The sequence below is a fragment of the Arthrobacter caoxuetaonis genome, from assembly GCF_023921125.1.
Taxonomy (GTDB): domain Bacteria; phylum Actinomycetota; class Actinomycetes; order Actinomycetales; family Micrococcaceae; genus Arthrobacter_B; species Arthrobacter_B caoxuetaonis.
The window spans coordinates 3,309,711-3,332,359 of record NZ_CP099466.1 but is presented as its reverse complement, the minus strand read 5'-3'; the positions used below and the strand labels follow the sequence as shown (position 1 = coordinate 3,332,359).

Annotated in this window: 20 protein-coding genes and 1 pseudogene; 9 read left to right on the top strand and 12 right to left on the bottom strand. The window is 65.3% G+C overall.

What is annotated here, in order from left to right; genetic code table 11:
- Nucleotides 1–69 precede the first annotated feature (69 nt).
- The 7 genes from NF551_RS15470 (at nucleotide 70) to NF551_RS15440 (ending at nucleotide 8,190) form a co-directional block, all read left to right on the top strand.
- A complete protein-coding gene (locus tag NF551_RS15470; RefSeq protein ID WP_227895968.1) occupies nucleotides 70–1,251 on the top strand; it encodes an ABC transporter ATP-binding protein in 1,182 nt (393 codons plus the stop codon).
- Nucleotides 1,251–3,038 (top strand): ABC transporter permease, encoded by a 1,788-nt coding sequence (locus NF551_RS15465; protein ID WP_227895967.1) that lies wholly within the window; start codon nucleotides 1,251–1,253, stop codon nucleotides 3,036–3,038. The genes NF551_RS15470 and NF551_RS15465 overlap by 1 nt, the downstream gene beginning before the upstream one ends.
- A 29-nt stretch (nucleotides 3,039–3,067) precedes the next feature.
- Nucleotides 3,068–4,099, top strand: coding sequence for an ABC transporter substrate-binding protein (locus tag NF551_RS15460; protein ID WP_227895966.1), 1,032 nt, complete (start codon nucleotides 3,068–3,070; stop codon nucleotides 4,097–4,099).
- Between the two features lies 1 nt (nucleotide 4,100).
- Entirely contained in the window at nucleotides 4,101–5,309 is a 1,209-nt protein-coding gene (locus tag NF551_RS15455) for a cytochrome P450 (protein WP_227895965.1), read from the top strand.
- Nucleotides 5,309–6,502, top strand: coding sequence for a cytochrome P450 (locus NF551_RS15450; RefSeq protein WP_227896072.1), 1,194 nt, complete (start codon nucleotides 5,309–5,311; stop codon nucleotides 6,500–6,502). Before NF551_RS15455 ends, NF551_RS15450 begins: the two co-directional genes overlap by 1 nt.
- An 11-nt stretch (nucleotides 6,503–6,513) precedes the next feature.
- On the top strand, nucleotides 6,514–7,029 hold the full coding sequence (locus tag NF551_RS15445) for an HtaA domain-containing protein (protein WP_227895964.1): 516 nt from the start codon (nucleotides 6,514–6,516) through the stop codon (nucleotides 7,027–7,029).
- A 207-nt stretch (nucleotides 7,030–7,236) separates the two neighbouring features.
- Nucleotides 7,237–8,190, top strand: coding sequence for a hypothetical protein (locus NF551_RS15440; RefSeq protein ID WP_227895963.1), 954 nt, complete (start codon nucleotides 7,237–7,239; stop codon nucleotides 8,188–8,190).
- A gap of 81 nt (nucleotides 8,191–8,271) precedes the next feature.
- Here the strand turns inward: NF551_RS15440 and hpaD are convergent, their stop codons facing one another.
- The 4 genes from hpaD to NF551_RS15420 all read right to left on the bottom strand — a co-directional run bounded on the left by hpaD (nucleotide 8,272) and on the right by NF551_RS15420 (nucleotide 13,114).
- Entirely contained in the window at nucleotides 8,272–9,342 is a 1,071-nt protein-coding gene (hpaD, locus tag NF551_RS15435; RefSeq protein ID WP_227895962.1) for a 3,4-dihydroxyphenylacetate 2,3-dioxygenase, read from the bottom strand.
- An 89-nt stretch (nucleotides 9,343–9,431) separates the two neighbouring features.
- Entirely contained in the window at nucleotides 9,432–10,931 is a 1,500-nt protein-coding gene (hpaE, locus tag NF551_RS15430; protein ID WP_227895961.1) for a 5-carboxymethyl-2-hydroxymuconate semialdehyde dehydrogenase, read from the bottom strand.
- A 42-nt stretch (nucleotides 10,932–10,973) separates the two neighbouring features.
- A complete protein-coding gene (locus NF551_RS15425) occupies nucleotides 10,974–11,648 on the bottom strand; it encodes a GntR family transcriptional regulator (protein ID WP_227895960.1) in 675 nt (224 codons plus the stop codon).
- On the bottom strand, nucleotides 11,645–13,114 hold the full coding sequence (locus NF551_RS15420) for a fumarylacetoacetate hydrolase family protein (RefSeq protein WP_227895959.1): 1,470 nt from the start codon (nucleotides 13,112–13,114) through the stop codon (nucleotides 11,645–11,647). Before NF551_RS15420 ends, NF551_RS15425 begins: the two co-directional genes overlap by 4 nt.
- 213 nt (nucleotides 13,115–13,327) lie before the next feature.
- On the opposite strand from NF551_RS15420, the gene NF551_RS15415 reads away from it, so the two are divergent.
- Nucleotides 13,328–13,789 carry a DUF488 domain-containing protein gene (locus NF551_RS15415; protein ID WP_227895958.1) on the top strand — a complete coding sequence of 154 codons (462 nt, stop codon included), beginning with the start codon at nucleotides 13,328–13,330 and terminating at the stop codon, nucleotides 13,787–13,789.
- Here NF551_RS15415 and NF551_RS15410 read toward each other — a convergent pair.
- From NF551_RS15410 to NF551_RS15375, 8 genes and pseudogenes are all read right to left on the bottom strand, one after another.
- Nucleotides 13,786–14,556: a DUF8757 domain-containing protein gene (locus tag NF551_RS15410; RefSeq protein WP_489886057.1), complete on the bottom strand. Its 771-nt coding sequence runs from the start codon at nucleotides 14,554–14,556 to the stop codon at nucleotides 13,786–13,788. The two genes, NF551_RS15415 and NF551_RS15410, sit on opposite strands and share 4 nt — an antisense overlap.
- A gap of 689 nt (nucleotides 14,557–15,245) precedes the next feature.
- The gene (locus tag NF551_RS15405) at nucleotides 15,246–16,790 is read right to left on the bottom strand and encodes a DUF6297 family protein (protein WP_227895956.1); all 1,545 of its coding nucleotides are present in this window, start codon (nucleotides 16,788–16,790) and stop codon (nucleotides 15,246–15,248) included.
- Between the two features lie 3 nt (nucleotides 16,791–16,793).
- Complete coding sequence (locus NF551_RS15400) at nucleotides 16,794–17,480, bottom strand: ABC transporter ATP-binding protein (RefSeq protein WP_227895955.1); 687 nt, start codon at nucleotides 17,478–17,480, stop codon at nucleotides 16,794–16,796.
- 10 nt (nucleotides 17,481–17,490) lie between these two features.
- Nucleotides 17,491–18,072 (bottom strand): hypothetical protein, encoded by a 582-nt coding sequence (locus NF551_RS15395; protein ID WP_227895954.1) that lies wholly within the window; start codon nucleotides 18,070–18,072, stop codon nucleotides 17,491–17,493.
- A gap of 189 nt (nucleotides 18,073–18,261) precedes the next feature.
- Nucleotides 18,262–19,131 carry a hypothetical protein gene (locus NF551_RS15390; RefSeq protein WP_227895953.1) on the bottom strand — a complete coding sequence of 290 codons (870 nt, stop codon included), beginning with the start codon at nucleotides 19,129–19,131 and terminating at the stop codon, nucleotides 18,262–18,264.
- A 332-nt stretch (nucleotides 19,132–19,463) separates the two neighbouring features.
- Nucleotides 19,464–19,904, bottom strand: a pseudogene (locus tag NF551_RS19015) (helix-turn-helix transcriptional regulator); the annotation flags it as partial.
- Entirely contained in the window at nucleotides 19,905–20,813 is a 909-nt protein-coding gene (locus tag NF551_RS15380) for a lantibiotic dehydratase C-terminal domain-containing protein (RefSeq protein WP_231704442.1), read from the bottom strand.
- 353 nt (nucleotides 20,814–21,166) lie between these two features.
- Nucleotides 21,167–21,859: a helix-turn-helix transcriptional regulator gene (locus NF551_RS15375; RefSeq protein ID WP_227895952.1), complete on the bottom strand. Its 693-nt coding sequence runs from the start codon at nucleotides 21,857–21,859 to the stop codon at nucleotides 21,167–21,169.
- 70 nt (nucleotides 21,860–21,929) lie between these two features.
- On the opposite strand from NF551_RS15375, the gene NF551_RS15370 reads away from it, so the two are divergent.
- A complete protein-coding gene (locus NF551_RS15370) occupies nucleotides 21,930–22,643 on the top strand; it encodes an alpha/beta fold hydrolase (protein ID WP_227895951.1) in 714 nt (237 codons plus the stop codon).
- Nucleotides 22,644–22,649 lie beyond the last annotated feature (6 nt).

Genomic DNA, 22,649 nt, shown 5'->3' with positions numbered 1-22,649 from the left:
TGCCATGTTCGCATCACTTATCGCGAACCGTTGACGAACGCACGAAATGTGCCATACATTGCGCATGTGATGAAGATTACATCAGCGCCTTCGAGTCCAGCCCGCCAGTCTGCCGCCGCGGAGCAGTCCGAGGTGCAGAGGGCCGTTGAAATCCGCGGCCTGACCAAGCACTTTCGCCGACAGGACGGTTCGACGGTGCCGGCCATCGACGGCGCTGACCTGAGCATCGAAAAGGGTGAGTTCGTGGTCCTGCTCGGGCCCAGCGGATGTGGAAAGACCACGCTGCTGCGGTCGGTTGCCGGCCTGGAGACCCCTGATTCCGGGCGGATCACCGTGGGCGGGACAACAGTGTTCGACGGCGCCACCGGCACCAACGTGGGTGCGGACCGGCGCGAGCTGAGCATGGTGTTCCAGTCCTACGCGCTCTGGCCGCATATGACCGCCGCGCGGAATGTCCGCTACCCGCTGGAGAACCAGCGCGGAGCGCGGCGCGACCGCTCCACCATGAACCAGCGCGTGGCGGAGGCACTCACCGCCGTCGGGATCGGGGACCTCGGCGGCCAGTACCCCAGCCAGCTCAGCGGTGGCCAGCAGCAGCGCGTCGCCCTGGCCCGTGCGCTGGTCAACAATTCCGACGTCGTCCTCTTTGACGAACCCCTGTCCAACGTGGACGCCAAGGTACGCGAGACATTGCGCGTGGAACTGCTGTCCATGCAGCGCAGGTTCGGGTTCACCGCCCTGTTCGTGACCCATGACCAGGCCGAAGCCATGGAACTGGCCACGCGAATCGCCGTCCTGGACAAGGGGCAGGTACAGCAGTTCGGCACGCCGGATGAGGTGTATGCCCGGCCTGCCACCGAGTACGTGGCGAAGTTCATCGGCAACACCAATGAGCTGGAAGGAACGCGGACTGAAGGCGGCTACAGCACCTCCCTCGGGCTGGTCCGTACGTCCGCCGCGGCCGGGGAACGGGTATCCCTGCTGTTCCGGCCCGAACACGGGAAGCTCTTCGCCGAGCGGCCGGATATGGCCGCTGCACTGCCGGGCCGCGTCGTGGCAGTGCTGTTTATGGGCACCCACACCGAATTCCTTGTCCAGGCCGGTGAGACCCGACTGCGTATCTGGGTCAGCGGCCGTTCCACCGACTTCCGGGACGGAGACGAGGTCTGGGTTGGGCTGCGGGAACAGGACGTGATGGTCTTCCCCCGTGAAGGCTCGGAGCAGCAGGAGCCACAGGAAGAGCGGGCCTGATGAGCATCGAAACCACGGTCAAAGACGACCGGTCCCCAGCGGCGGAGCCCAGCCCGGCCCTGCCGCGGACCCGCCGTACCTTGGCCGCCCGGCTGCGCGCGATGAACAGCTTCGACACGGTCTCCCTGGTTCTGGCCGGTGTCCTGGTGGTGCTCGTCTGCTTACCGCTGGTGCGGGTGGTTATCAACATGTTCTACAAGGACGGCCGCTTCACCCTCGAAGCCATCCAGCGCACCCTCGCCATCGAGGACCTGGGCAAGCTGATCATCGACACGGTTGTGGTTGTCATGGCCAGCTCACTGCTGGCCGTCGTTATCGGGTTCCTCCTGGCCTGGGCCAATACCCGCACGGACGCCAAGTTCGGCATCCTCAACGAGGTGTTTCCGTACCTGCCCTTCCTCCTGCCCCCGATCGCGGGAGCGGTGGGATGGACCATGCTGCTCTCCCCGCAGGCCGGACTGCTTAACTCCTGGCTGCGGGACCTGCTGGGGCTGATAGGGATCCAGCTCGAATCAGGGCCCTTCGACATCAACTCCTGGTACGGGCTGATCCTCGTCTACACCTTCTACGCCGTGCCGTACGTCTACATGAACGTCTCCGCCGCCATGCAGAGCCTCGACTCGAGCCTCGAGGAGGCGTCGCGGATCAGCGGAGCCAGCGCCCTGACCACCCTGCGCCGCGTCACCCTGCCGGCTCTGGCACCTGCCATCGGCGCCGGATTCCTGCTGTGCACATGGTTCGGGTTCGGCATGTTCTCGATTGCCCAGATCATCGGCACCCCCGCCGGCATTGACATGATCCCGGTCCGGATCGTCAAGCTCCTCACCTTCACCTATCCGCCGGACGAGGACCTGGCGATCGGGCTTTCAGCAATCGTGGTCCTCTTCGTCGGCCTGTCCTACTACGTGCAGTACCGCATCCTGAGGAACTCCCGCTTCAGCAGCATCGGCGGCAAGGGCACGCACCACACCGTGACCAAGCTGGGCATCTGGCGCCCGGTGGTCCGCGGCGCCGTGCTGCTCTACGTTGGCGTCTCCACCGTGCTGCCCATGTTTGCCCTGTTCATCGTGTCCCTTAACGGGTACTGGACGGCGAACATCCAGTGGGATTCCCTCAGCCTGGACGCGTTCCGGACCGCGCTGGTGGATGACCCCAAGACCCGGGAAGCGTTCGCCAACTCCATGACACTGGGCCTGGTGGGCGGCGTCATCGGCATCACGGTCGCGGCCATGGTCTCTCTCTATATCGCGCAGCACCGCAGCCGCATGACGCTCGGACTGGACGCCGCGATCAAGCTGCCGGCCTCCATCTCCAACATGGTCATCGCGGTGGGCATCCTGCTGCTGCTGGCGCGCCCGCCGTTCAGCCTCGGCGGCACCTGGCTGATCCTGCTGATCGGCTACCTCGCCCTGTACCTGCCGCAGGCCTCGATCGCGGCGGACGCCGCCGTCGCCACCGTGGGCAAGGAACTGGGGGAGGCCTCCGAGGTCTCCGGCGCCCGCAAGTGGAAGACCTTCCGCCGGGTGTTCCTGCCGCTGATGCTCCCGGGCCTCGTGGGCGGCTTCGCGCTGCTCTTCGTCCGCATCATCGGCGACCTCACCGCCTCCGCGATCCTCTCCGGCACCAACAACGTGGTGGTCGGGTTCCGGATCCTGGAAGTCTTCAACGGCGGGTCCTATGCCCTGCTCGCCGCGCTCGCCTCAACCCTCGTGATCGTCACCGCCGTAATCCTCGTCGCCGTGCTCTGGCTCTCCAAGCGCATGGGCGTCGCCCGAAGCCGCAGGTAAATCCGTCCCACCCCCGAAAGGAAACCCCAATGAAGAGGCACCTTCCCGTTCTGGCCCTGTTCGCCGCCGCATCACTGGCCCTCAGCGCCTGCTCCTCGGCCGGAGGAGACACCGACGTCTCCGAGGCCACCAACCTGGATGCAGAAACCCAGGCCCTCGTGGACGAAGCCAAGGCCGCCGGCACCGTCACCCTGTACGGCATGGTTGAAGAGTCCGCGCTGCGCCAGCTCGCAGCGGACTTCAAGGCCGCCTACGGCATCACCGTGGAACCGCTGCGCCTGGTCTCGAGCGACCTCACCCAGCGGTTCTCCAGCGAAGCAGACAGCGGCAGCAGCCCTGCAGACCTGATCATGCTGACCGATTCCCCGTTCTACGACGAGGCCCTGGAGAAGGAATGGCTCCTTCCGTTCTCCGAGGCGGAGATCCCCGGGTCCCTAATCGAAGAATTCCCGGCCGAGCTCTACACCCATGACGGGAACACCCCCATCATTTCCATGGTCCCCACCGAGATGGCGTACAACACCGACTTGGTGGCCAGCGCCCCCACTTCCTGGGAGGAATATGCGAAGCCCGAGCACAAGGGCAAGATCCAGATCGCCGAGGTGGATTCCTCCCCGGCAAACATCGCTTTCTGGTCACTGATGCGCAGCGAATACGGGGACGGGTTCCTGGAAGACATCGCCGCGAACACCCCGGTGCTCTCCGGCGGCGCCGTTCCGGGCACCCAAGCCGTGGCAGCCGGCGAGTCTGCCATCGCCCACCCCGGCGTTCTGGCCGTGGTGAAGTCCCTTCAGGGAAGCGGAGCGCCTGTCGAAATCTCTTCCCCGAGTCCCACCACCGGTCCCGAAGTTGGTCTGGGTTTGGTCAACAACTCCCCGAACCCGGCCGGCGCCAAACTTCTGGCCGCGTTCCTGATGAGCAAGGACGGGAACCAGCGGTTCAACGAAGTCGTCTCGCAGATCTCTCCGTACGATTCCGAGGGCATGGCCGGCTTCACCCGGGTCCGGGACATCGAAATGTCCGACGCCGCCGAGCTCAAGACCCTGCTGGGCATGAACTGATATGCAGATCCACACCAAGGACGCCCGCCGGAGCGCCCACGACTTCGACGCGCAGCTGCCGGAGGGCTTCGACGATGCCCACCGCCGGTTCGCGCGGCTGCGCGCCGAAAACCCGGTTGCCCGGAGCCAGGACTTCGGCGGGTTCTGGGCCATGCTCGGCTATGAGGAACTGACCGAGGTCATCACCGACATCGACAGGTTCACCACGAACAAGCAGAACGCCATTCCGAAGTTCGCCTTTACCGGCGTCCGGCCGCCGCTGCACCTGGACCCGCCGCAGCACACCAGCTACCGGCGCGTGATCAACCACTTCTTCACGCCGCCGAAGATGCGCGCCCTGGAACCTGTGGTGCGCCGGTGCGTCGTCGAATTGCTGGAGCCGCTCATCGCCGAGGGGACCGTGGACGTGGCGAGGGCGTACGCCCAGAAGCTGCCCGCCCACGTGTTCGCGGAGTTCTTTAACCTCTCGGTGGACACCAGCCTGGACATCAAGGCAGTCAGCGGCACCTACGTTGACGCCATCCAGGTGCTGGACCATGACACGGTCAAGGGCCTGAGCAAGCGGCTGTATGAGATTGCGCAGGCAATCATCGACGAGCGGAAAGCGGGATCTTTCTCCGCGGAGGAGGATCTCACGCAGGCGCTGCTGGAGGCAGAGGACGACGGCGGTCCGCTTCCGGATGCGATGGTCCTGGGCTGCGTCCGGCAGCTGATCGTCACGGGGATGGTGGCGCCGAGCGTTTTTATCGGCAACATGTTCGTGCACCTCAGCCGGGATCCGGAACTCCAGGAGCACCTGCGGGAGCATCCGGAGGATATTCCGGCGGCGGTGGAGGAGTTCCTGCGCCTCTACAACCCGTACCGCGGCATGGCGCGTACCGCCCGCCGGGACACAGTGGTGGGCGGGCAGCAGATCCTGGCCGATGATCCGATAGCGCTGGTCTACACCGCCGCCAACCGGGATCCGCGGGTGTTCGATGACCCGGATTCGTTCCGCCTGAACCGGGAGAACATCAGCCGGCACATCAGCTTCGGCCGGGGAACGCACTCCTGCCCCGGCGCACCGCTGGCCCGCATGATGTTCCGCATCACCCTGGAAGAGGCCCTCTCCCGCAGCCGCTTCGACCTCACCGGCGACCCCGGCATGGCGAAGTGGGCGGAGTGGGGGACGAACCACGTGCCGCTTGAGTTCATCGCCATGGGAGCGTGATGGATCCGATCGGCAGCGGCCGCCTGGCCGGCAGTTTCTCCCTGCCCAGCGACGACCCCCAGGAGGCGTTTGCCGCCTATGCCCGGATGCGCCGGGAGCGTCCCGCGGCCTACACCCGGGACCTGGGCGGGTACTGGGCGCTGACCCGGTTCGAGGACGTGCAGGCGGCTGCTGCCGATTCGGAAACCTTCATCTCCTCCGTCAAGGCGGTGGTTCCCAGTGATCCCCGAGGTATCCGGAGGCCGCCGCTGAACTTCGATGCCCCTCGGCACACGCCGTTCCGGCGGGCCCTCAGCCGAACCCTCTCTCCGGGACGCGTGGCGGCGCTCTCGGAGCGGATCGGGGAGCGGGCACATGCGCTTTTCGAGGATTTCGCGGACGGGTCCGACGACGATATTTCCCGCACCTTCGGTACGCTGCTTCCCGCCTACGCGGAGGCGCTCTGGCTCAACCTCGAGGATGAGCGCATCACGTGGCTGGCGCAGACCGCAACGGCGTGGGTAGACGCGTGGCGGCGGCAGGACGGTGCCGCCGTCACCCGCCACAGCGAGGAAATGTACGACGTCGCCCGCTGGCTGGTGGCAGACCGCCGCCGTAACCCGCGGGACCCGCGCCAGGACCCGGCGTCGTCCCTGCTTTCCGAGCGGGTGGACGGCCGGGAACTGGACGAGGAACACATCATCGGCGCGCTGCGGCAGTCCCTGGTGGTGGGGATGGTTGCCCCGCCGCTGCTGATCGGCGGGATCGCCCGGCATCTGGCACTGGATCCGCAGCTGCATGCCGCGATGCGCTCAGGGGACGTGCCGCTGGAGCGGGCGCTGGAGGAGTTCCTGCGCCTGTACACGCCCTACCGCGGCTTCGCTCGCACGGTCAGCGAGCCGGTTGTCGTGGCGGGTGAAACGCTGCAGCCCGGCGAACCGGTCACTCTTGTCTACGCTGCGGCGAACCGGGATCCGGCTCGGTTCCCGGACCCGGACCGGTTCGACGCCTTCCGGGAGAACGTGGACGGCCACCTGGGTTTCGGCCGGGGACGGCACCAGTGTGTTGGCCAGCATCTGGCCCGCGGCATCATCGGTGCCGCCCTGCAGGTCCTGGTCCACCGGGCTGAACGCCTGGAGCTCCTGGGCACGCCGGAGCCGACCCGCATGCCCGAACTCGGCTACCAGTCCGTCCGGATCCGGGTGCACCGATGAACGGAGGAACGTTGACCGCTACCGAAACCTTGACCCGCCGAAACACCGGACTCGTCTGGGGGCTCAAGGACAGTTTCCTGGCGTACGTCGCCGGCTGCCCGGACGGCACTGTCGAACTTTCCCCCGGGACCGGCCAGTTGCCTGACGGCAGCTTCTATTTCTCGCCGGATCCGGGTGCCCCGCCGGCTGCCCTGCAGTTCCGCGGCGGCGTCCGGCTCCGGGCGCACGGCGGGATGCTGGACGTCTGTCTGGCCGATCCGCGGGTCGATGAAGTATCCGGGCAGCCCGTCCTGACCGCCGAAACCTGGAAGGACGGGGTGTGGCAGCGGATCTCTTTCGCGGATTTGAGCTGGTTGCCTGCCGTTGCCGGAACGGACGACGACGGAGGGGACGGTACGGTCCGCACGCTGCTGGCAGAGACGCGGCTGCACCCCGAGGCAACGGCACTGTTTGACGACACCTACCCCGCGGGGGAGGTCCTCTCACCGCTCCTGGTTCGGACACCGCTGGAGGACTCCAATAGCTGACGCCCGAAGCGGACCAAGGTGGCGTCCCGGCGCTGCCCTGACCGCTGGCCGACCGGAGGAGGGTATGTGCACCGCGTTTCCCAGCGAAAGCCACAAACCGGAGCGGATCGGGGAGGAAACCCGCATTGGTGGGCGGGTCGGCCGGGACGAATCCGGGGCGGTGCGGCAGGATCGGACAATCGTCCGTCTCAGCAAAGGGGAGCTCGAATGGGGATTTTCGGAAAGAAGCGCTCATCAGGGAAGGAACCGGCACAGGAAGAGGGACCCGACCCGTACCTGACGGTGTTTTCAGCCTCAGAAGCCAACGACTTCCGCGCCCTGACCCGTGAGGTCTTCGCCGAGATGGGCTTCGAAGTCCAGATGCATCCGGATCATGCGGTTGACAGTGAGGGGCGGAAGTACGGGTTCTGGAATATCGCCGCGCTCTGCAGCGGGTTGCCGCGGGCAGACTGGAGGCCGGCGATCACCGGCCACCTGAAGAACGTGCTGGCAGGGTTCGACCAGGATCCTTTCGCCGCCCTCTCACCCGAAGACGCCGCCAAGCAGACTTTTACCCGGCTCTATGACGAATCGGCGTTTCCCAGCCTGGAGGGGTATCCCCACCGAGAATTCGCTCCGGGAATCGTCGAGCTGCTGGCCCTGGACCTTCCCGAGTCCGTCGCCATGTTCGACCACCAGAAGGCCCAGCACTTCGGCGGGTGGGAGGCCCTGAGGAACCAGGGAATCGCCAACCTGCAGGGCCTGGATGTTGAGCGGCTTCAAACCATCCCGGCGCATGGCGCAACCTTCAGCTGCCTGTCCGGCAACTCCTTCTACACGGGCAGCAGGGCAGTGCTGCTCCCCGGACTGGCAACGCAGGTCACCGGCAAGCGCGTGCATGAGGACCTCGGCTGGCTGCTCTGCGTTCCCAACCGGCACCAGGTTGCCTGGCACATCATTGAGGACGCATCAATCGTTGGAGCCGTGCAGGGGATGGCCGGTTTCGGAATCGAGGCTTACAGCAGCGTTCCCGGTCCGGTGAGTCCGCACGTGTACTGGTCGAACGGCAGCGGCTACGAACAGCTCACGCACCGGAAGGACGACGGCACGCTGGTGGTCCGGGTCAGCCCGAACTTCCAGCGGGTCATCGAAGCGGTCACCGCGGCCACACCCGGATCCTGATACCCGGCCCCAACGAAAACGGGAGGGACAGCCAAAGCCGTCCCTCCCGCCGTCGTACGCCTGCTGTTTGTCCGCGCGGAACTACAGCTGCGAACCGACCTTGAAGTCGGTCGCGTCGCCGCGGGTGTAGGAGAAGCCGTCAGCGCCGATGGTCACTTCCATTTCGGAGGAGTCGGTGCGGGCAATGACTTCCTGCGGGTTGCCGTCCAGGTCCAGGACCAGGGAGGCCTCGGTGTACCAGGACGGAACCACGGGGTTGCCCCACCAGTCGCGGCGCTGGTTGTCGTGGACGTCCCAGGTGATGGTGGGGTTGTCCGGGTCGCCGGTGTAGTAGTCCTGGGTGTAGATCTCGATGCGGTGGTCATCCGGATCCAGGATGTAGAGGTAGAACGCGTTGGAGACGCCGTGGCGTCCGGGGCCGCGCTCGATCCGGTCGGAGATGCGCAGGGCGCCCATCTTGTCGCAGATCTGGATGATGTTGTGCTTCTCGTGCGTGGCGAACGCAACGTGGTGCATGCGGGGACCGTCGCCGCCGGTCAGGGCGGTGTCATGCACGGTGTCCTTGCGGTGCATCCACGCGGCGTAGGTGACGCCGTCGGAATCCTTGATGTCCTCGGAGACGCGGAAGCCCAGGTTCTCCAGGTAGGCGCGGCCGCGGGGAACGTCCGGGGTGACCTGGTTGAAGTGGTCCAGGCGCACCAGCTCGCCGGCCGAGTAGAGGTCGTAGCGCTGGGTCAGGCGCTCCACGTGGTCAACGTGGTAGAAGAACTCGTACGGGAAGCCCAGCGGGTCCTCCACGCGGACGGAGTCGCCCACGCCCTTGGTGAAGCCGTTCGCCCGGCGTTCGGTGCGGCAGCCCATTTCCTTGTAGTAGGCCTCGGCAACATCCACGTCTTCCGGGGTGCGCACGCGGTAGGCGAAGGATGCGACGGCGGCGACCGGTCCCTTGCGCAGCACCAGGTTGTGGTGGATGAACTCCTCGAGGGAGCGCAGGTAGATGGCGTTCTCGTCCTCTTCGGTCACGTGCAGGCCGAGGACGTCCACGTAGAACTCGCGGGACTTGGCCAGGTCTGTGACCACCAGTTCCATGTAGGCGCAGCGGACGATGTCCGGCGGGTTGATGGACGGCTTGGGAATGGGGTTGGCGTTCATGGGGTTCTCTCTTCGTTGAAAGGGGGGGGTGGAGGTCTGACGGCGCAGGGCGTGGGCGCGCTGCGCCGTCAGGCTTTGGGTGCTGTTGCTTATTTGCCGGTGCCGAAGCGGGGCGAGTGGGCTTCGTTGAGGGTGATCTGGATCGACTGCTGGGTGGTGTAGAAATCAACAGAGCGGTAGCCGCCCTCGCGTCCGAGGCCTGAGGCCTTGACGCCGCCGAACGGGGTGCGCAGGTCACGGACGTTGTTGGAGTTCAGCCACACCATGCCCGACTCGATGGCGTGTGCGAAGTTGTGTGCGCGCTTCAGGTTCGAGGTCCAGACGTAGGCGGCGAGCCCATACTTGGTGTCGTTTGCGAGCTGAAGCGCCTCTTCGTCGGTGTCGAAGGGGGTGATCGCGACGACGGGGCCGAAGATTTCCTCCTGGAAGATCCGCGCGTCGGGCTTCACATCGGCGAAGACGGTCGGGGCCACGTAGTTGCCGGTGGGGAAGCCCTCGGCCCGGCCGCCGCCGGCTAGCAGGCGGCCTTCACCCTTGCCGATCTCGATGTAGCTCATGACCTTGTCGAAGTGGTTCGGGTGTACGAGTGAGCCAACCTCGGTGGCGGGGTCGCTCGGGAGCCCCACCCGGATGTTCTTCGCGCGCTCGGCGAAGCGGGCCACGAAGTCGTCGTAGATCTCGCGCTGCACGAGCACGCGGCTGCCGGCGGTGCAGCGTTCGCCGTTGAGGCTGAACACTCCGAAGACGGTGGCATCGAGGGCGGCCTCGATGTCGGCGTCGGCGAAGACGACGGCGGGGCTCTTGCCGCCGAGCTCGAGCGAGAGGCTCTTGAACTGCGGGGCAGCTGCGGTCGAGATGGTGGCGCCGGTGGAGCTGTCGCCGGTGAAGGAAATGATCGGCACATCGGGGTGCTTCACGAGGTAGTCGCCGGCAACGCTGCCGGACCCGAAGATCAGGTTGAAGACGCCGTCGGGCAGGCCTGCCTCACGGAAGATCTCCGGCCACAGCACAGCCGAGAGCGGGGTGTAGCTGGCCGGCTTCATGACGACGGTGTTGCCGGTCGCGATGGCCGGCGCGAGCTTCCAGGATTCCTGCATGAACGGAACGTTCCAGGGGGTGATCAGGCCGGCGACGCCGATCGGCTTGCGGTTCACGTAGTTGATCTGGCGTCCGGGAACCTTGAACGCGTTGTCTTCCTGGGAAACGATGAGGTCCGCGAAGAAGCGGAAGTTCTCGGCTGCACGGCGCGCCTGGCCCTTGGCCTGGGTGATGGGCAGGCCGGAGTCGTAGCTCTCGAGGAGGGCGAGCTCTTCATCACGCGATTCGACGATGTCGGCGATCTTGTGCAGCACACGGGACCGTTCCCGCGGCAGCATGGTCGGCCACGGGCCGTTCTGGAAGGCGTCCTTGGCGGCTGCAACCGCGCGGTCGACGTCTTCCGGCTGCGCTGAAGCGACAGTGGCGTAGTTTTCGTTCGTTACCGGTTCCAGCACGTCGAACGTGGCGCCGTTGGCGGAATCCACGAATTCACCGTTGATGAAGTGCTGGAGGTGCGTGGGCAGGTTTTCCGGAATGTTGTGCTCAGCCATGGGCTTCTCCTTTGATGCTGCGGACATTGAGGGGGTTGGGGGTTAGCTGGTGGTGCTGGGGGTGTGCTTCAGGTACGCGTCGAGGGTGGCGATCCGGTGGGCGCGGGCCGCGGCCTCGACCGTGCCGGCGTCGGCCTTTGCCTCGATCAGTTCGAGCAGGTGCTCGTGCTCGGCGACGGAGTCCTGGGCCCGGCCGGGAACGTAGCTGAAGGTGGAGGAGCGCAGGGCGCCCAGCCGGTTCCAGCCGCGGTGGACCAGGTCCAGGATGTGCGGATTGGGGCAGTTGGTGAACAGGGCGGAGTGAAAGTCCCGGTTCAGGGCGGTGAAGCGGACCGGGTCAAAGTGCTCCAGGCAGTCGCGCATTTCTGCGTTGATGGCCTTGGCATTCGCCAGGTCCTCAGCAGTGACGAGCGGTGCGGAGAGCGCCGTCGCGTACCCTTCCACCAGGCTCAGGGTCTGCATGGTGTAGAGGTACTCGGTGGGGTCGATGCCGGTGACGGTGGCGCCGACGTTCCGCTCGAACCGGACCAGTCCTTCGGCTTCCAGCCGGCGGATCGCCTCCCGGACCGGGACGGCGGAGCAGCCCAGGTCAGCGGCGATCCGGCCGAGCACCAGGCGGTACCCGGGCCCGTATTCACCGGAGGCGATCTTCGACTGGACGGTCTGGTAGGCCTGTTCGGCCTTGCTGACTGTCCCGTCTTTGGACGAGGTGTTCACGCCTGTTCCGCCGCCCAGGCCTCGTACTTTTCCTTCCACGCCGCGTTCATCGGGTAGAGGCCGTCGACGCCGTGGCCGGCCTTGACCATTTCGGCGATGAACTCTTCCTGGTGTTCCTGCTTGATGCAGGCGTCCACCAGTTCCTCGGCGATGGCCGGCGGGATGACCAGGATGCCGTCGTCGTCGGCCACGATGATGTCGCCGGGTTGGACGGTGGAGCCGCCGCAGGCGATGGTGATGTCCGTGTCCCAGGGGATGTGCCGGCGGCCGAGTACTGCGGGGTGCGGGTTGGCGCAGTAGACGGGCAGGTCGAAGCTGGCGACGGTGGAGTAGTCGCGGACGCCGCCGTCGGTGATGATGGCTGCGGCGCCGTTGTGCATGGCACGCAGGGCGAGGATGTCGCCGAGGGTGCCGGTGCCTTTTTCGCCGCGGGCTTCCATGACCAGCACTTCGCCTTCGCGGACGGAGTCGATGGCGCGCTTCTGCGCGTTGTAGCCGCCGCCGTGGGTCTTGAAGAGGTCCTCGCGGTTGGGGACGTAGCGCAGGGTGCGGGCGGTGCCGACTACCTTGCGGCCGGTCTTGGTGCCGGTGAGGCCGTCGATGGAGACGTTGTTCAGGCCGCGGGCGCGCATCTGCGAGCTCAGCGTGGCGGTGGCAACGGATTCCAGCTTGGCCTTCAGCTCCGGGGTGAGCGTGGGCTGCTTCGGGGTGAGGCCCGCCTTCTCGGCGGAGCCCCAGGCCTCTTCGCGCTGCTTGTCATCGATCTTGGGCTGCGCGCCGAAGGCGGCCAGCGGCGTCGTGCCTTCCGTGACGGTGGTGGTCAGCTTCCCGGTGGTCAGTCCTGTGGACGGGGAGTCCACTTCAATTTCGACGACGTCGCCCGGGACAGCCACGGAGGCTCCGGCGGGGGTGCCGGTGAGGATCATATCTCCGGGTTCGAGGGTGAGCAGCTGGGAGAGGTCGGCGACCAGCTGCGCGAAGGGGAAGAGCAGGTCTTCGGTGGTGTCGTCCTGGGCGAGTTCGCCGTTGACCCAGGTGCGGACGCGCAGGGCTGCGGGGTCCAGGGAGGCGGCGTCGAGGATGGCCGGGCCCACGGGGGTGAAGCCGTCGCCGCCCTTGGAGCGGAGGTTGGAGCCTTTGTCTGCCCAGCGGAGGTCGTACACGCCGAGGTCGTTGCTGGCGGTGACGCCGCCAACGTAGCTCCAGGCGTCTTCAACGGAGACGCGGCGGGCGGTCTTGCCGATGATCAGGGCGATCTCGCCTTCGAAGCCGAGCAGCTCGCAGCCGGCCGGGCGCTCCACCGTGCCGCCGGTGAGGGCGAGGGAGGAGCTGGGCTTCAGGAAGTAGGAGGGCATCTCCGGGGTGCGTCCGCGTTCTGCTGCCCGGCTGGGGTAGTTGATGTGGACGGCGATGACCTTGCCGGCCTGTGCCAGTATCTCCGGTGTGGCGGTGCTGCTCGTGGACATCTCACTCCTGGATCAAGTACGAAATCGTATATGATCCAGTGTGCCCTGTGGGGTGGGTCACGTCAAGGGGTGGGATAACGACTGGCGGTCACCGTGCCCGGGGTTTTGCAAGGTGCCCTCTACCGTCGAGTGCCAACATGCGCACCCCCGACCAGTATGTCTGGAGCTGAGCCAGATCCCATCTCTATGCGGAGGCCATGGCATTATCGGAGGATGGCTAGCACGATTGAACAGGTGAGAGGTATCGGTTATGAGGGGCACACCATTGAGTCCTTCCTTGCCGTCCTCTCAGACGCGCGGGTCGAATGCGTGATTGACGTCCGTCTTAATGCGATTTCCAGAAAGAAGGGGTTCTCGAAGCGGGCGTTGACCGACGCGCTGACTGGTGCGGGCATCGAGTATCTTCATCTGCCGGGACTTGGGAACCCTAAGGACAACAGAGACGGTTTCTGGAAGCCAGATACCAGCCTCGCCAGCATTGCGCATGCTGAGTACCGTCGCATGCTCAAGTCGGAACGCGCTCGTGCGGCGCTCAGCGTCCTTCTTGAGGTAGCTGAGACGAAGTCGGTGAGGCTTCTGTGCTTCGAGGAACGTGAAGAAAGATGCCACCGCCGATTAATCCTTGAATCGTTGGAGAATCTTGAGTCTAGCAATGGAGCCCCAAGGCCACGTTAGCTTGATCTGTAGACCCCAAGCACGCTGAACGCAAGTGGGTGTTTCAATTGGTTGCCGACGAAGAATAGTGGGCCCCGACTGGACAAACACATTTGCTCGAAGAAGCGCTTGTGAAGTTCATTCATGGCCTCGTCGTCGTCCCGATCCTTCAACCGTCTTTGGAGCGCGACTAGTTCCCAATCCAGCATGCCCTGATTGTGGCCTTTGCATGTTGGATCTTCACAGTAGTAGGAGTACTTAGCGTCAAATCGCGGGGCTTCAAGTAACTGCACCTTCGGGGCTTCGCCAAAGAGGTCTTCCTGGCCAAGGTTCACCTTTAACTTTTGCGCCTGTTCGGGAGTCCAGCCAGGGTGGCGGGTGATTCTTAAGTCCGCGACTGTCCGTGGCCTGACTATTGCCAAGGATGGGTAGGGGCGTCCTTCTCGCTGTGCTCTGAGTATGCCGCACATCGTCCATTGGGATGATAGGGGAGACACATAGGGGTGTCTGGCCTTCCACCCATCCAGATGGTCAACCGCAGAGATTGAAGCGCGGTCGGGTATGTAGCTTTCGCTCCGCGGATCCTTATTTGCTGGCTTTATCTGGACGGTTATGAGGTCGTACTTGCGAAACTTCAGGTACTCATCCATGGACCTGAAGGGGATGGGATACAGGCGCACCCATTCTGGACCCTCAGAACGCATCCGGATTCCTGCGACGCAGACTGTGTCGCCATACGCAGCCGAAGGCTGAGGCGCCGCCTTTACCGTAACCAGTACTTTAGCCATCTCCCATTGACCGCCATGATCCTTTGGGTAGCAGCTCCGGCCCTCCCCGTCGAGTGGCAACATGTCGAACATAATGATCCCCCATATTCGCGCTGTTTAGGAGTGCTGAGACTAGCACTACCATGCCAATCGGACCTGTGGCAGGCCCTTCTTCTCGCATGCATTCGAAGGAGCGGTGCTCACAATAGACAAACTTGCATGGCCGCCGTCCTGATCGTCGAATCATTGACGACGTTCCGTGCGCGCTCTTTGATTACTTCCCCTCCGCTCCTAACCTGCGTGGCTTAGGAATCCGCCGACACCGTGAGGTTGTACTCAGGACGCTGCCCGGATGCATCACGGAGATCCACTTTGACGTAGAAACAACATCAATATCCCAGAAATTATCACCTATGACGAAGTACTGGCGCGCGCACGATGGGCCCTTGACCTGCCTAATCCGTGACCCGACTTGTGGATGATGGCCCAATGTCCTTGGGGTTGGTCGACGCGATTGGTTCAATCGAATCAAGGCGTGTCCTGTTCCGCTCCCTTTTGGAAAAAGCTGAATTGTTGATCCTGTGATGTCACTCTCGGGCTAAACCGGACACCTGAATCTCCCAGCGCTTTGGCAAGGCCAGCGGCCCGCCAGACGGCGCGCTGTTCTGGTTTCTCTCGATGATATGCATCTTTTTTCAGGCTGATATCAGCTAATTGGATTCCGAGTACATCACGGCAAGAACACACACCGCCGAAAACCCAGCCTGCGCGAGCAGCAGCACCCCGGGCACATAACCCAAAAACAGCCCGAGCAGCAGCGGAACCAGCGCCAGCAGTGTGGTGTCCACGCCGCGGACCATCGACCCGGCCTGTGCGCTAGGCATCGGACCGAACGGAGTGTCGATGGGAGGAGCTGTCCAATCGGGCTGGACCCGGTAGGCACCCCGCACCGCCGACGCACCAAACCCCACACCGGCCAGCGCACCCAGAGCGATCAGCGAAGGATCGCCCGCGCCGAGCAGCACCAGCACCGCACACAACACCGCAGTCCACAGCGCCAGCGCGGCGGCAGGCAGCGCCATCCGACTCAGCCGCACGACGGACACCGACAGCGGCAGCAGCATGTCCAGGCCCGGCATAATCGACGTCCGCCGGGCCACCGCACCCAGCGCCGGAACCGCCGCAAACACGGCCACAGCGATCATCCCCAGCTGCACCAGCGGAGGCTGGGCACCGCCGGCCAGCAACACGACCAGGAACACCGCCAGCACCAGCACCGGACGGACCCAGAGGCCGCGGGTCCGCAGGAACGCCGTGGTATCGGCGCGCAGCAGGGCACCAAACGGAGTCCGCCCGCCCCGCGCATACCAGCGCGCAGCACGGGCGGAGGCAACGCCGTCGGGCTCTGCCGAAAGCGCACGGCCCACCTCATTGAGATCCATCAGGTACACCGCGGCACCGGTGTGCCCGGAGACCGCGCCGCCGCGGATCAGCTCCCGGCCCGGAATCCGATCCAGCCGGGCGAACACGAGCAGGCCCAAGACAACGGTGACGCTCAGAGAACCGACCGCCAACGCAGAGGACCCCGCGGCAACCCGCACCGTGACCAGGCTCAGCAGCGCCAGCACCAGCAGGCCGGAAAGCATGCCGCGGCGCCGCTCAGCTGCGGACTGCGGAGCCGACCGGGCCTGCTGCAAACCCGCGAGCAGCACGGCACAGACAGCACCCACCCCAAACGTCGCAGCCGTCAGGAACTGCCCCCGCACACTGGTTTCCAGATCCATCACAAACCCGAACGGCAGATACAGCACGGCGGTGCCCGCCCACACCAGCAGCAGGCGCCGGACCAGCCTGCCGACCACCATCGGCCGCCGCTCCAGCGGCAGGCTCAGCCACCAGTACCCTTCGGGTCCGCTGACTGCCGCCGGGCCCAGTTTCCGGGCGACCACCATGATCGCTGCCAGCGCCGCGAAGACCAGCAGGGCCGCAGCCGCGCCGTCGGGCAGGGAGAACGACGGCGGCGCTACCAGGGTGCGCCCGGAACCGACGTTCCAGGCCAGGGCCACCTGCTCGCGCAGGGCCAGGACGAGCCCCACAGCCAAGGCTCCGATCGTTCCCAGCGCCAGCACGGCGGTATAGACGTCGACGAAGGCATCCCGGAGCCGGGTCCGGCCGCGGGAAAACGCCCGCGAGGCCTGCCGGGTGTAGCGGACCGGGTTGAAGGAAGGAGGTGCCTGGACGGCCTCGGCGGTCATGGGTCAGCGTCCGGCGATTTCCGCGGCGGCGCGCTCGGGCTCGATCTCCCGGACGTCGTCGTCAATCAGCAGGCACCGGTCCGCGGCGGCCAGCAGCAGCGCCGGATCGTGGGTGACCAGCAGAACCGTCCCGCCGTCGGCGGCATAGGCCTGGATGCGTTCCCCGACGCGTTCGCGCATGGCGGGGTCCAGGCGCTGCTCCGGTTCATCGAGGATCAGCAGCGACGACGGCCGGATCAGGGCCGAAGCCAGCAGCAGCCGGCGGCGCTGGCCGGAGGAGACGGAAGCGGGAACGGCGTCGGCCCTCTCCTGCAGGGTGAAGAAGTCCAGTTCTGCGTCGACGGCGGCGTCCGGATCCGGGACCGAGTGGCCGCGGGCGACCAGCTGCAGGTGCTCGCGCAGGGAGAGGGAAGGGAAGAACGCGTCCTCATCGAACAGGGCGGCCACCTGCCGGCGGAACGGGATCGCGTCCTCGTTGACCGGCAGCCCGTGGACCCGGACCTCGCCGTCGAGCATCTGCTGCTTCCCGGCGATGGTGCGGGCCGCCGTGGACTTCCCGGCACCGTTGAAGCCAACGACGCCGAGGATCTCGCCTGCGTCGGCGCGTGCGGTGATCGGCCCGCACACAGGCATGCCGCCGTAGCCTACGGACAAGTTGGCAATATCGAGCACGGCCCCCGGGAAAGTCATGGGGTTTAATCTAACCGGGCCAGGGATCGTTGCGAGCCGCCGCATCCGCAAGCGGCAAATTGACGGCATTCACCGGCATGGGCCAGCGCCCAGTGGCGCGGTGGAAATCAATGGCTTGCATCATAGGCGCCACATTAAAAGCATTGACGTTCAGACTGTATTTGACGCCATTGGCGAATCTGACCCACAGAAACGGCTGTCCTCGCATTCGCTGCATCCGGTAGTCGACAATGTCGCTGTAGGGGAGGACATGTTCCGGTCCAAAGATCTTGCGGAAGGCAAGCTCATACTGGCGCGGTGCCACATAGACCTTCCGGTAGATCCACAGGAACATTAACCCGCCAAGGAATATGGCCACGGAACTGATGACCATTCCAATCTCCGGGTCTTCAATGGACAGGGCGGCCAAGCCCATCAGGAGCCCGACGGCGACGAAGAGCCATCCGACAGCCGGCACCACCTTGGGCGGGCGGATTCGTTCCGGGTGGTCCTTCGACCGGTTGGGGTGTTTACGAGCCCACCAGGAAATAAGGGCGATGGACACGGTCATGCCGGTCGGTATTGCGATCTGCAGGATCGTCCCTGTCGACATAACTTCCCCCATTACGTTTGCCCACTTAGCGTTTCCGCACCGATCCTGCCGAGAAATCTACCCCAAGCAGGATGTTGCTGGCTCGAACGGTGCCCGGTGGTCTAAGCCCTGGGCGCCGAGGGTGGCCGCCAAGCGCGGCGGGCCCTCCACACCATGCGCAGGGCCCGCCGTCGTTCCTAAACAACCGGCTTAGCGGGGGCGAGAGCGCTCCTCACCGAGATACTTCGCTTCAATTTCCTTGCTCCAAGCACGCGCGTACAGGCCAAGGGCGCCCTGGTCCCGGCACGAAAAGCCCAGCAGGTTGAGTGCCAGCTGGCCCGCCCCCATGGCCAGCTGCGGCGCACTGCGGCTGATGCGATTTTTGTCTGCCCGGTACAGATACTCATCGATTGCCCTGACCCAGCGCTTCCGCCAAATATCCACTGCCGGCTCCGAGGCAACGGCGGCCATCACCCTGTGCGCAGGTGTAACGCGAGGCGCTACCTGGGCCATTGCCCTGCGCGCAGACTCAGTCGGCGATCCTAAAGAACCTGTGCAGGCGTGCAGATGGGTGTTCCAGTAGTAATCCCAACTGATGGTTCTGCGGTCGGGCCAAAGAGCGGAGCGCGGTCCCCGCATCATGGAATGTCCGGTGTCGAAGAGAAGCAGTGCGGCCAGCATGGAGCGCGTCTTGAGGCTGGGAAAACGGTTGATCGCCCACAGGGCCAGGTCTGAGGACACCTCGGAAACCTCCCCTGCCAGTTCCAAGCCCTTCGGTCCACCGAACCGCACAAGTGTCGCTTCAACCAGTTCAGGTACCGGTTCGCCCGGCTGCGGCGGATAAACGATGTTCGGGGAGCGGGACATCTCCACGGCACCCAGGTTGGCAACATTCTCGTCCGCCAGTGCCTGCGCGAACTTCCATAGGCGCGTAGCGGCCTCGTCGTCTGCGGCCCTCAAATGCAGGAGCACCGACGGATGGTCTGATTCCAGGTTGCGTGTAAACCGTAACCGGCCCTCCTCCGCAGTCCGTTGGGCGGTCAGCGGGGCAACGATAAAGCGGACAATTTCATCGCCCACATCAGTGCGCTCAGGCTGTATGGTCAGAGCGGACCACAGGGTAGATGTGTCGGTGTGCTGCTGAGCAGTACGGGTAACTGTTCCTCGTTGAAGTGTTTTGGCTGGCATTCCGCGGCTCATATCATCCCCCACTAACGATGCTGTCTCGGTAGGTTGCAGTGTCGGCAAAAAGGTCGAGGTATGTGCCGTATCTGGCTAAATACATCCCTTTTGGGTCGGGGTGTCTTCTCCTGCGTGCGCGGTGCGGCTAACTTGCGCCACGCGCCGCGCCAGAGCTCCTGTTGTCTAATCCCGGTGCTGTAGACGAGCTCGGCTGGCGTCCCCCATTGAGCTACCGGCCGGGCGTTCACAGGAGGTTGGCCGACCTCCTGGATGGTATGGCCGGTGCAGGCTGTTTTGGTGACACTGGCCCGTTCGATGCGCGAGACGGTGAACCACCGCATCGCGTTGCGCAGCCTGCACCACACCACCAGATACCACTGGCCGCTGGCCGAGGCGAAGAGGACGGGCTCGACGTCGCGCGAGGAAGCAGGCGGGGCATTGACCCACACGCGGGAAGCCAGCTCATCGGCTCGGGCCCGGGTTCGGGGGTCCAGGACGTCCAGAATTTTTCGGACGCCGGCTGCCGCGAGGTCCGCGTAGGGAGCGTCCGACGCCGCAGAGACGGCGGCGATCAGGGCCACCGCCTGGGCGCCGAGGGCAGTGTGGCCGCCAAGCGCGGCGGGCCCTCCACACCATGCGCAGGGCCCGCCGCCGTTCCTTACGCAACTGACTTAGCGGGTGCGAGAGCGCTCCTCACCGAGATACTTCGCTTCAATTTCCTTGCTCCAAGCACGCGCGTAGAGGCCAAGGGCGCCCTGGTCCCGGGATGGGAAGCCCAGCCGGTTGAGTGTCAGATGGCCGGCCACCATGGCCAACTGTGGCGCACTGCGGCTGATGCGGTTTTTGTCTGCCCGGTACAGATACTCATCGATCGCCCTGACCCAGCGCTTCCGCCAAATATCCACTGCCGGCTCCGAGGCAACGGCGGCCATCACCCTGTGGGTGGGCATAACCCGTGGTGCTATCTGGGCCATTGCCGTGCGGACAGACTCAGGCGACGATCCCAAAGAACCCGTGCAGGTGTGCAGATGAGTGTTCCAGTAGTAATCCCAACTAATGGCTCTGCGATCGGGCCACAGAGCGGAACGCGGTCCCCGCATCATGGCATGGGCGGTGTCGAAGAGAAGCAGTGCGGCCAGCATCGAGCGCGTCTTGAGGGTAGGAAAGCGGTTGATTGCCCACAGCGTCAGGTCCGAGGACACACGGGTATTCTCCTGGAGCAGTTCCACGCCCTTCGGTCCGCCGAACCGCGCCAGGAACACTTCGGTGGCCAGGGCTATCGGGTCCCCCGGTGCTACCGGAAAGACGATGTTCGGGGAGCGCGATATGTTCACCTCGCCCAGCTTGTCAACGTTCTCGTCCGCCAGTGCCTGCGCTAACTTCGCTAGGCGCCCGACGCCGCTGTCTGTGGCATTCAGATACAGGACCACTGACGGATGTCCCGAGTCCAGGTTGCGCGTAAATGCGAGCCGTCCATCCTCCGCGGCCCGCTGGGAAGTCAGCGGGGCGACAACGCGGCGGATAATCTCATCGCCCACATCATCACGTTTAGGTTCGATGGTCAGGACGGACCAAATCATAGTTTTGTCGGTGTGTTGCTGCACGGCACGGGTACGGGTTCCTTGATGAACTGTAGTAGTTGGCGTTCCGCGGCTCATATCATCCCCTATGACGTCAGTACGTGTGAGGACTACACAGTGTCGGTAAGAAGTGCGGGAAGGTGTCATCTCACGAAAAGTCGCTCATTTGGGCGCTGAGGGGCTTTCACTGCGTCCGCAGTGCGGTTAGGTTGGTGCGAACCGCCGAACCGCCGAACCGCCGATGCGCACTGCACCAGTGACAGTGCAGGAATCCTGAAGCGCCTGGTTCGAACGAAGCGCCGCGGGGCGCGCTGGCACGCGGACCCCTGAACGACGCCGATATCTAAGCCGGGCTACCGCCCGTGCACCGGCCGGGCGTTCGCAGGAGGTTGGCCGACCTCCTCAACGGTGTGCCCGGTGCATGCCATCGCGGTGACGCTTGCCCGTTCGATGCGCGAGACGGTGAACCACCGCATCGCGTTGCGCAGCCTGCACCACCCCACCAAATGCCACTGGCCGTTGGTGGAGGCGAACAGCACGGGCTCGACGTCGCGCGTAGTCATTGCGCCGTCCTTGGCGGTGTAGCGGATGCGGGCCACCCGCTGCTCGGCCATTGCTTCCTCCAGGGCGGACCGGATGGCCCGCGAGGAAGCAGGCGGGGTGTTGACCCACACTCGGGAAGCCAGTTCATCGGCCCGTGCCCGGGTCCGCGGGTCGAGGACGTCCATGATCTTACGGATCCCGGCGGAGGCGAGGTCAGCGTAGGGCGCGTCCGACGCCGCAGAGACAGCGGCCATGAGCGCCACCGCCTGGGCGGGGGAGAGGGTGACGGGTGGCAGGGAGCCGCCGCTCGCCAAGCCGTATCCGCCGCCGGGCCCCGGGCGGGACCAGATGGGTGCGCCGCTGTTCTCCAGAGCGTCGAGGTCCCGCTTGACCGTGCGCACGGAGACACCGAACTCCCGCGCCATGCGCTCGGCCGAGCAGCCCCGGTTGCCGCTGCGGCGCAGCATCTCGGAGAGGGCGACGAGCCGCTCGGTCCGCTTCACGCGGACACTCCAAAATTCATGACATAAATAGTGACATGCACCTGACCGAAGGACGGTGGAAGGTAGGAACATGAACACTACGAAGAGCCCCATCGTCCTGATCGCCGGCCACTGGCTGGGTGCCTGGGCCTGGGACGAAGTCCTCGAACACCTCGCCGCCGGGAACGCTCGGGCGACAGCGCTGACCCTGCCCGGACTCGACCCGGAAGATTCCGCCCGCACGGCCCGGACTCTCGACGAGCAGGCAGCGGCGATTACCGACGTCGTCACCCGACTGGGCGAGCCGGTGACCCTCGTGGCGCACAGCGGCGCCAACTTCCCGGTCAGCCTCGTGCTGGACCGGCATCCTCAGCTGATCCACCGGATGGTGTGGGCCGACTCCGGGCCTGTGGGGCCGGGAAGCGTCTTCCTGCCCGGCTTCCCGGAAGATGCGGCTGAGCTGCCGCTTCCGGCCTTCGGCGATTTGGGACAGCAGGCGAGCCTCGACGGCCTGAGCGACGAGGTCCTCGGCCGGTTCCGGAACCGGGCCGTGCCGGAACCCGGACCCGTGCTGCGCCAGCCCCTCGAACTGGAAAACGATGCCCGCCGCCAGGTCCCCACCACGCTGGTGTGCTGCTCGATTCCGGGCGCACAGATGATGGAACTGGCCCGCTCGGGGCACCCCATGTTCGCCGAAACCGCGGAACTCACGGACGTGGAGATCCTCGACCTCCCCACCGGGCACTGGCCCATGTGGAGCCGGCCGCGTGACCTGGCGGAAGTCATTGCCGCTACGGCCAGCTGAGGCGAT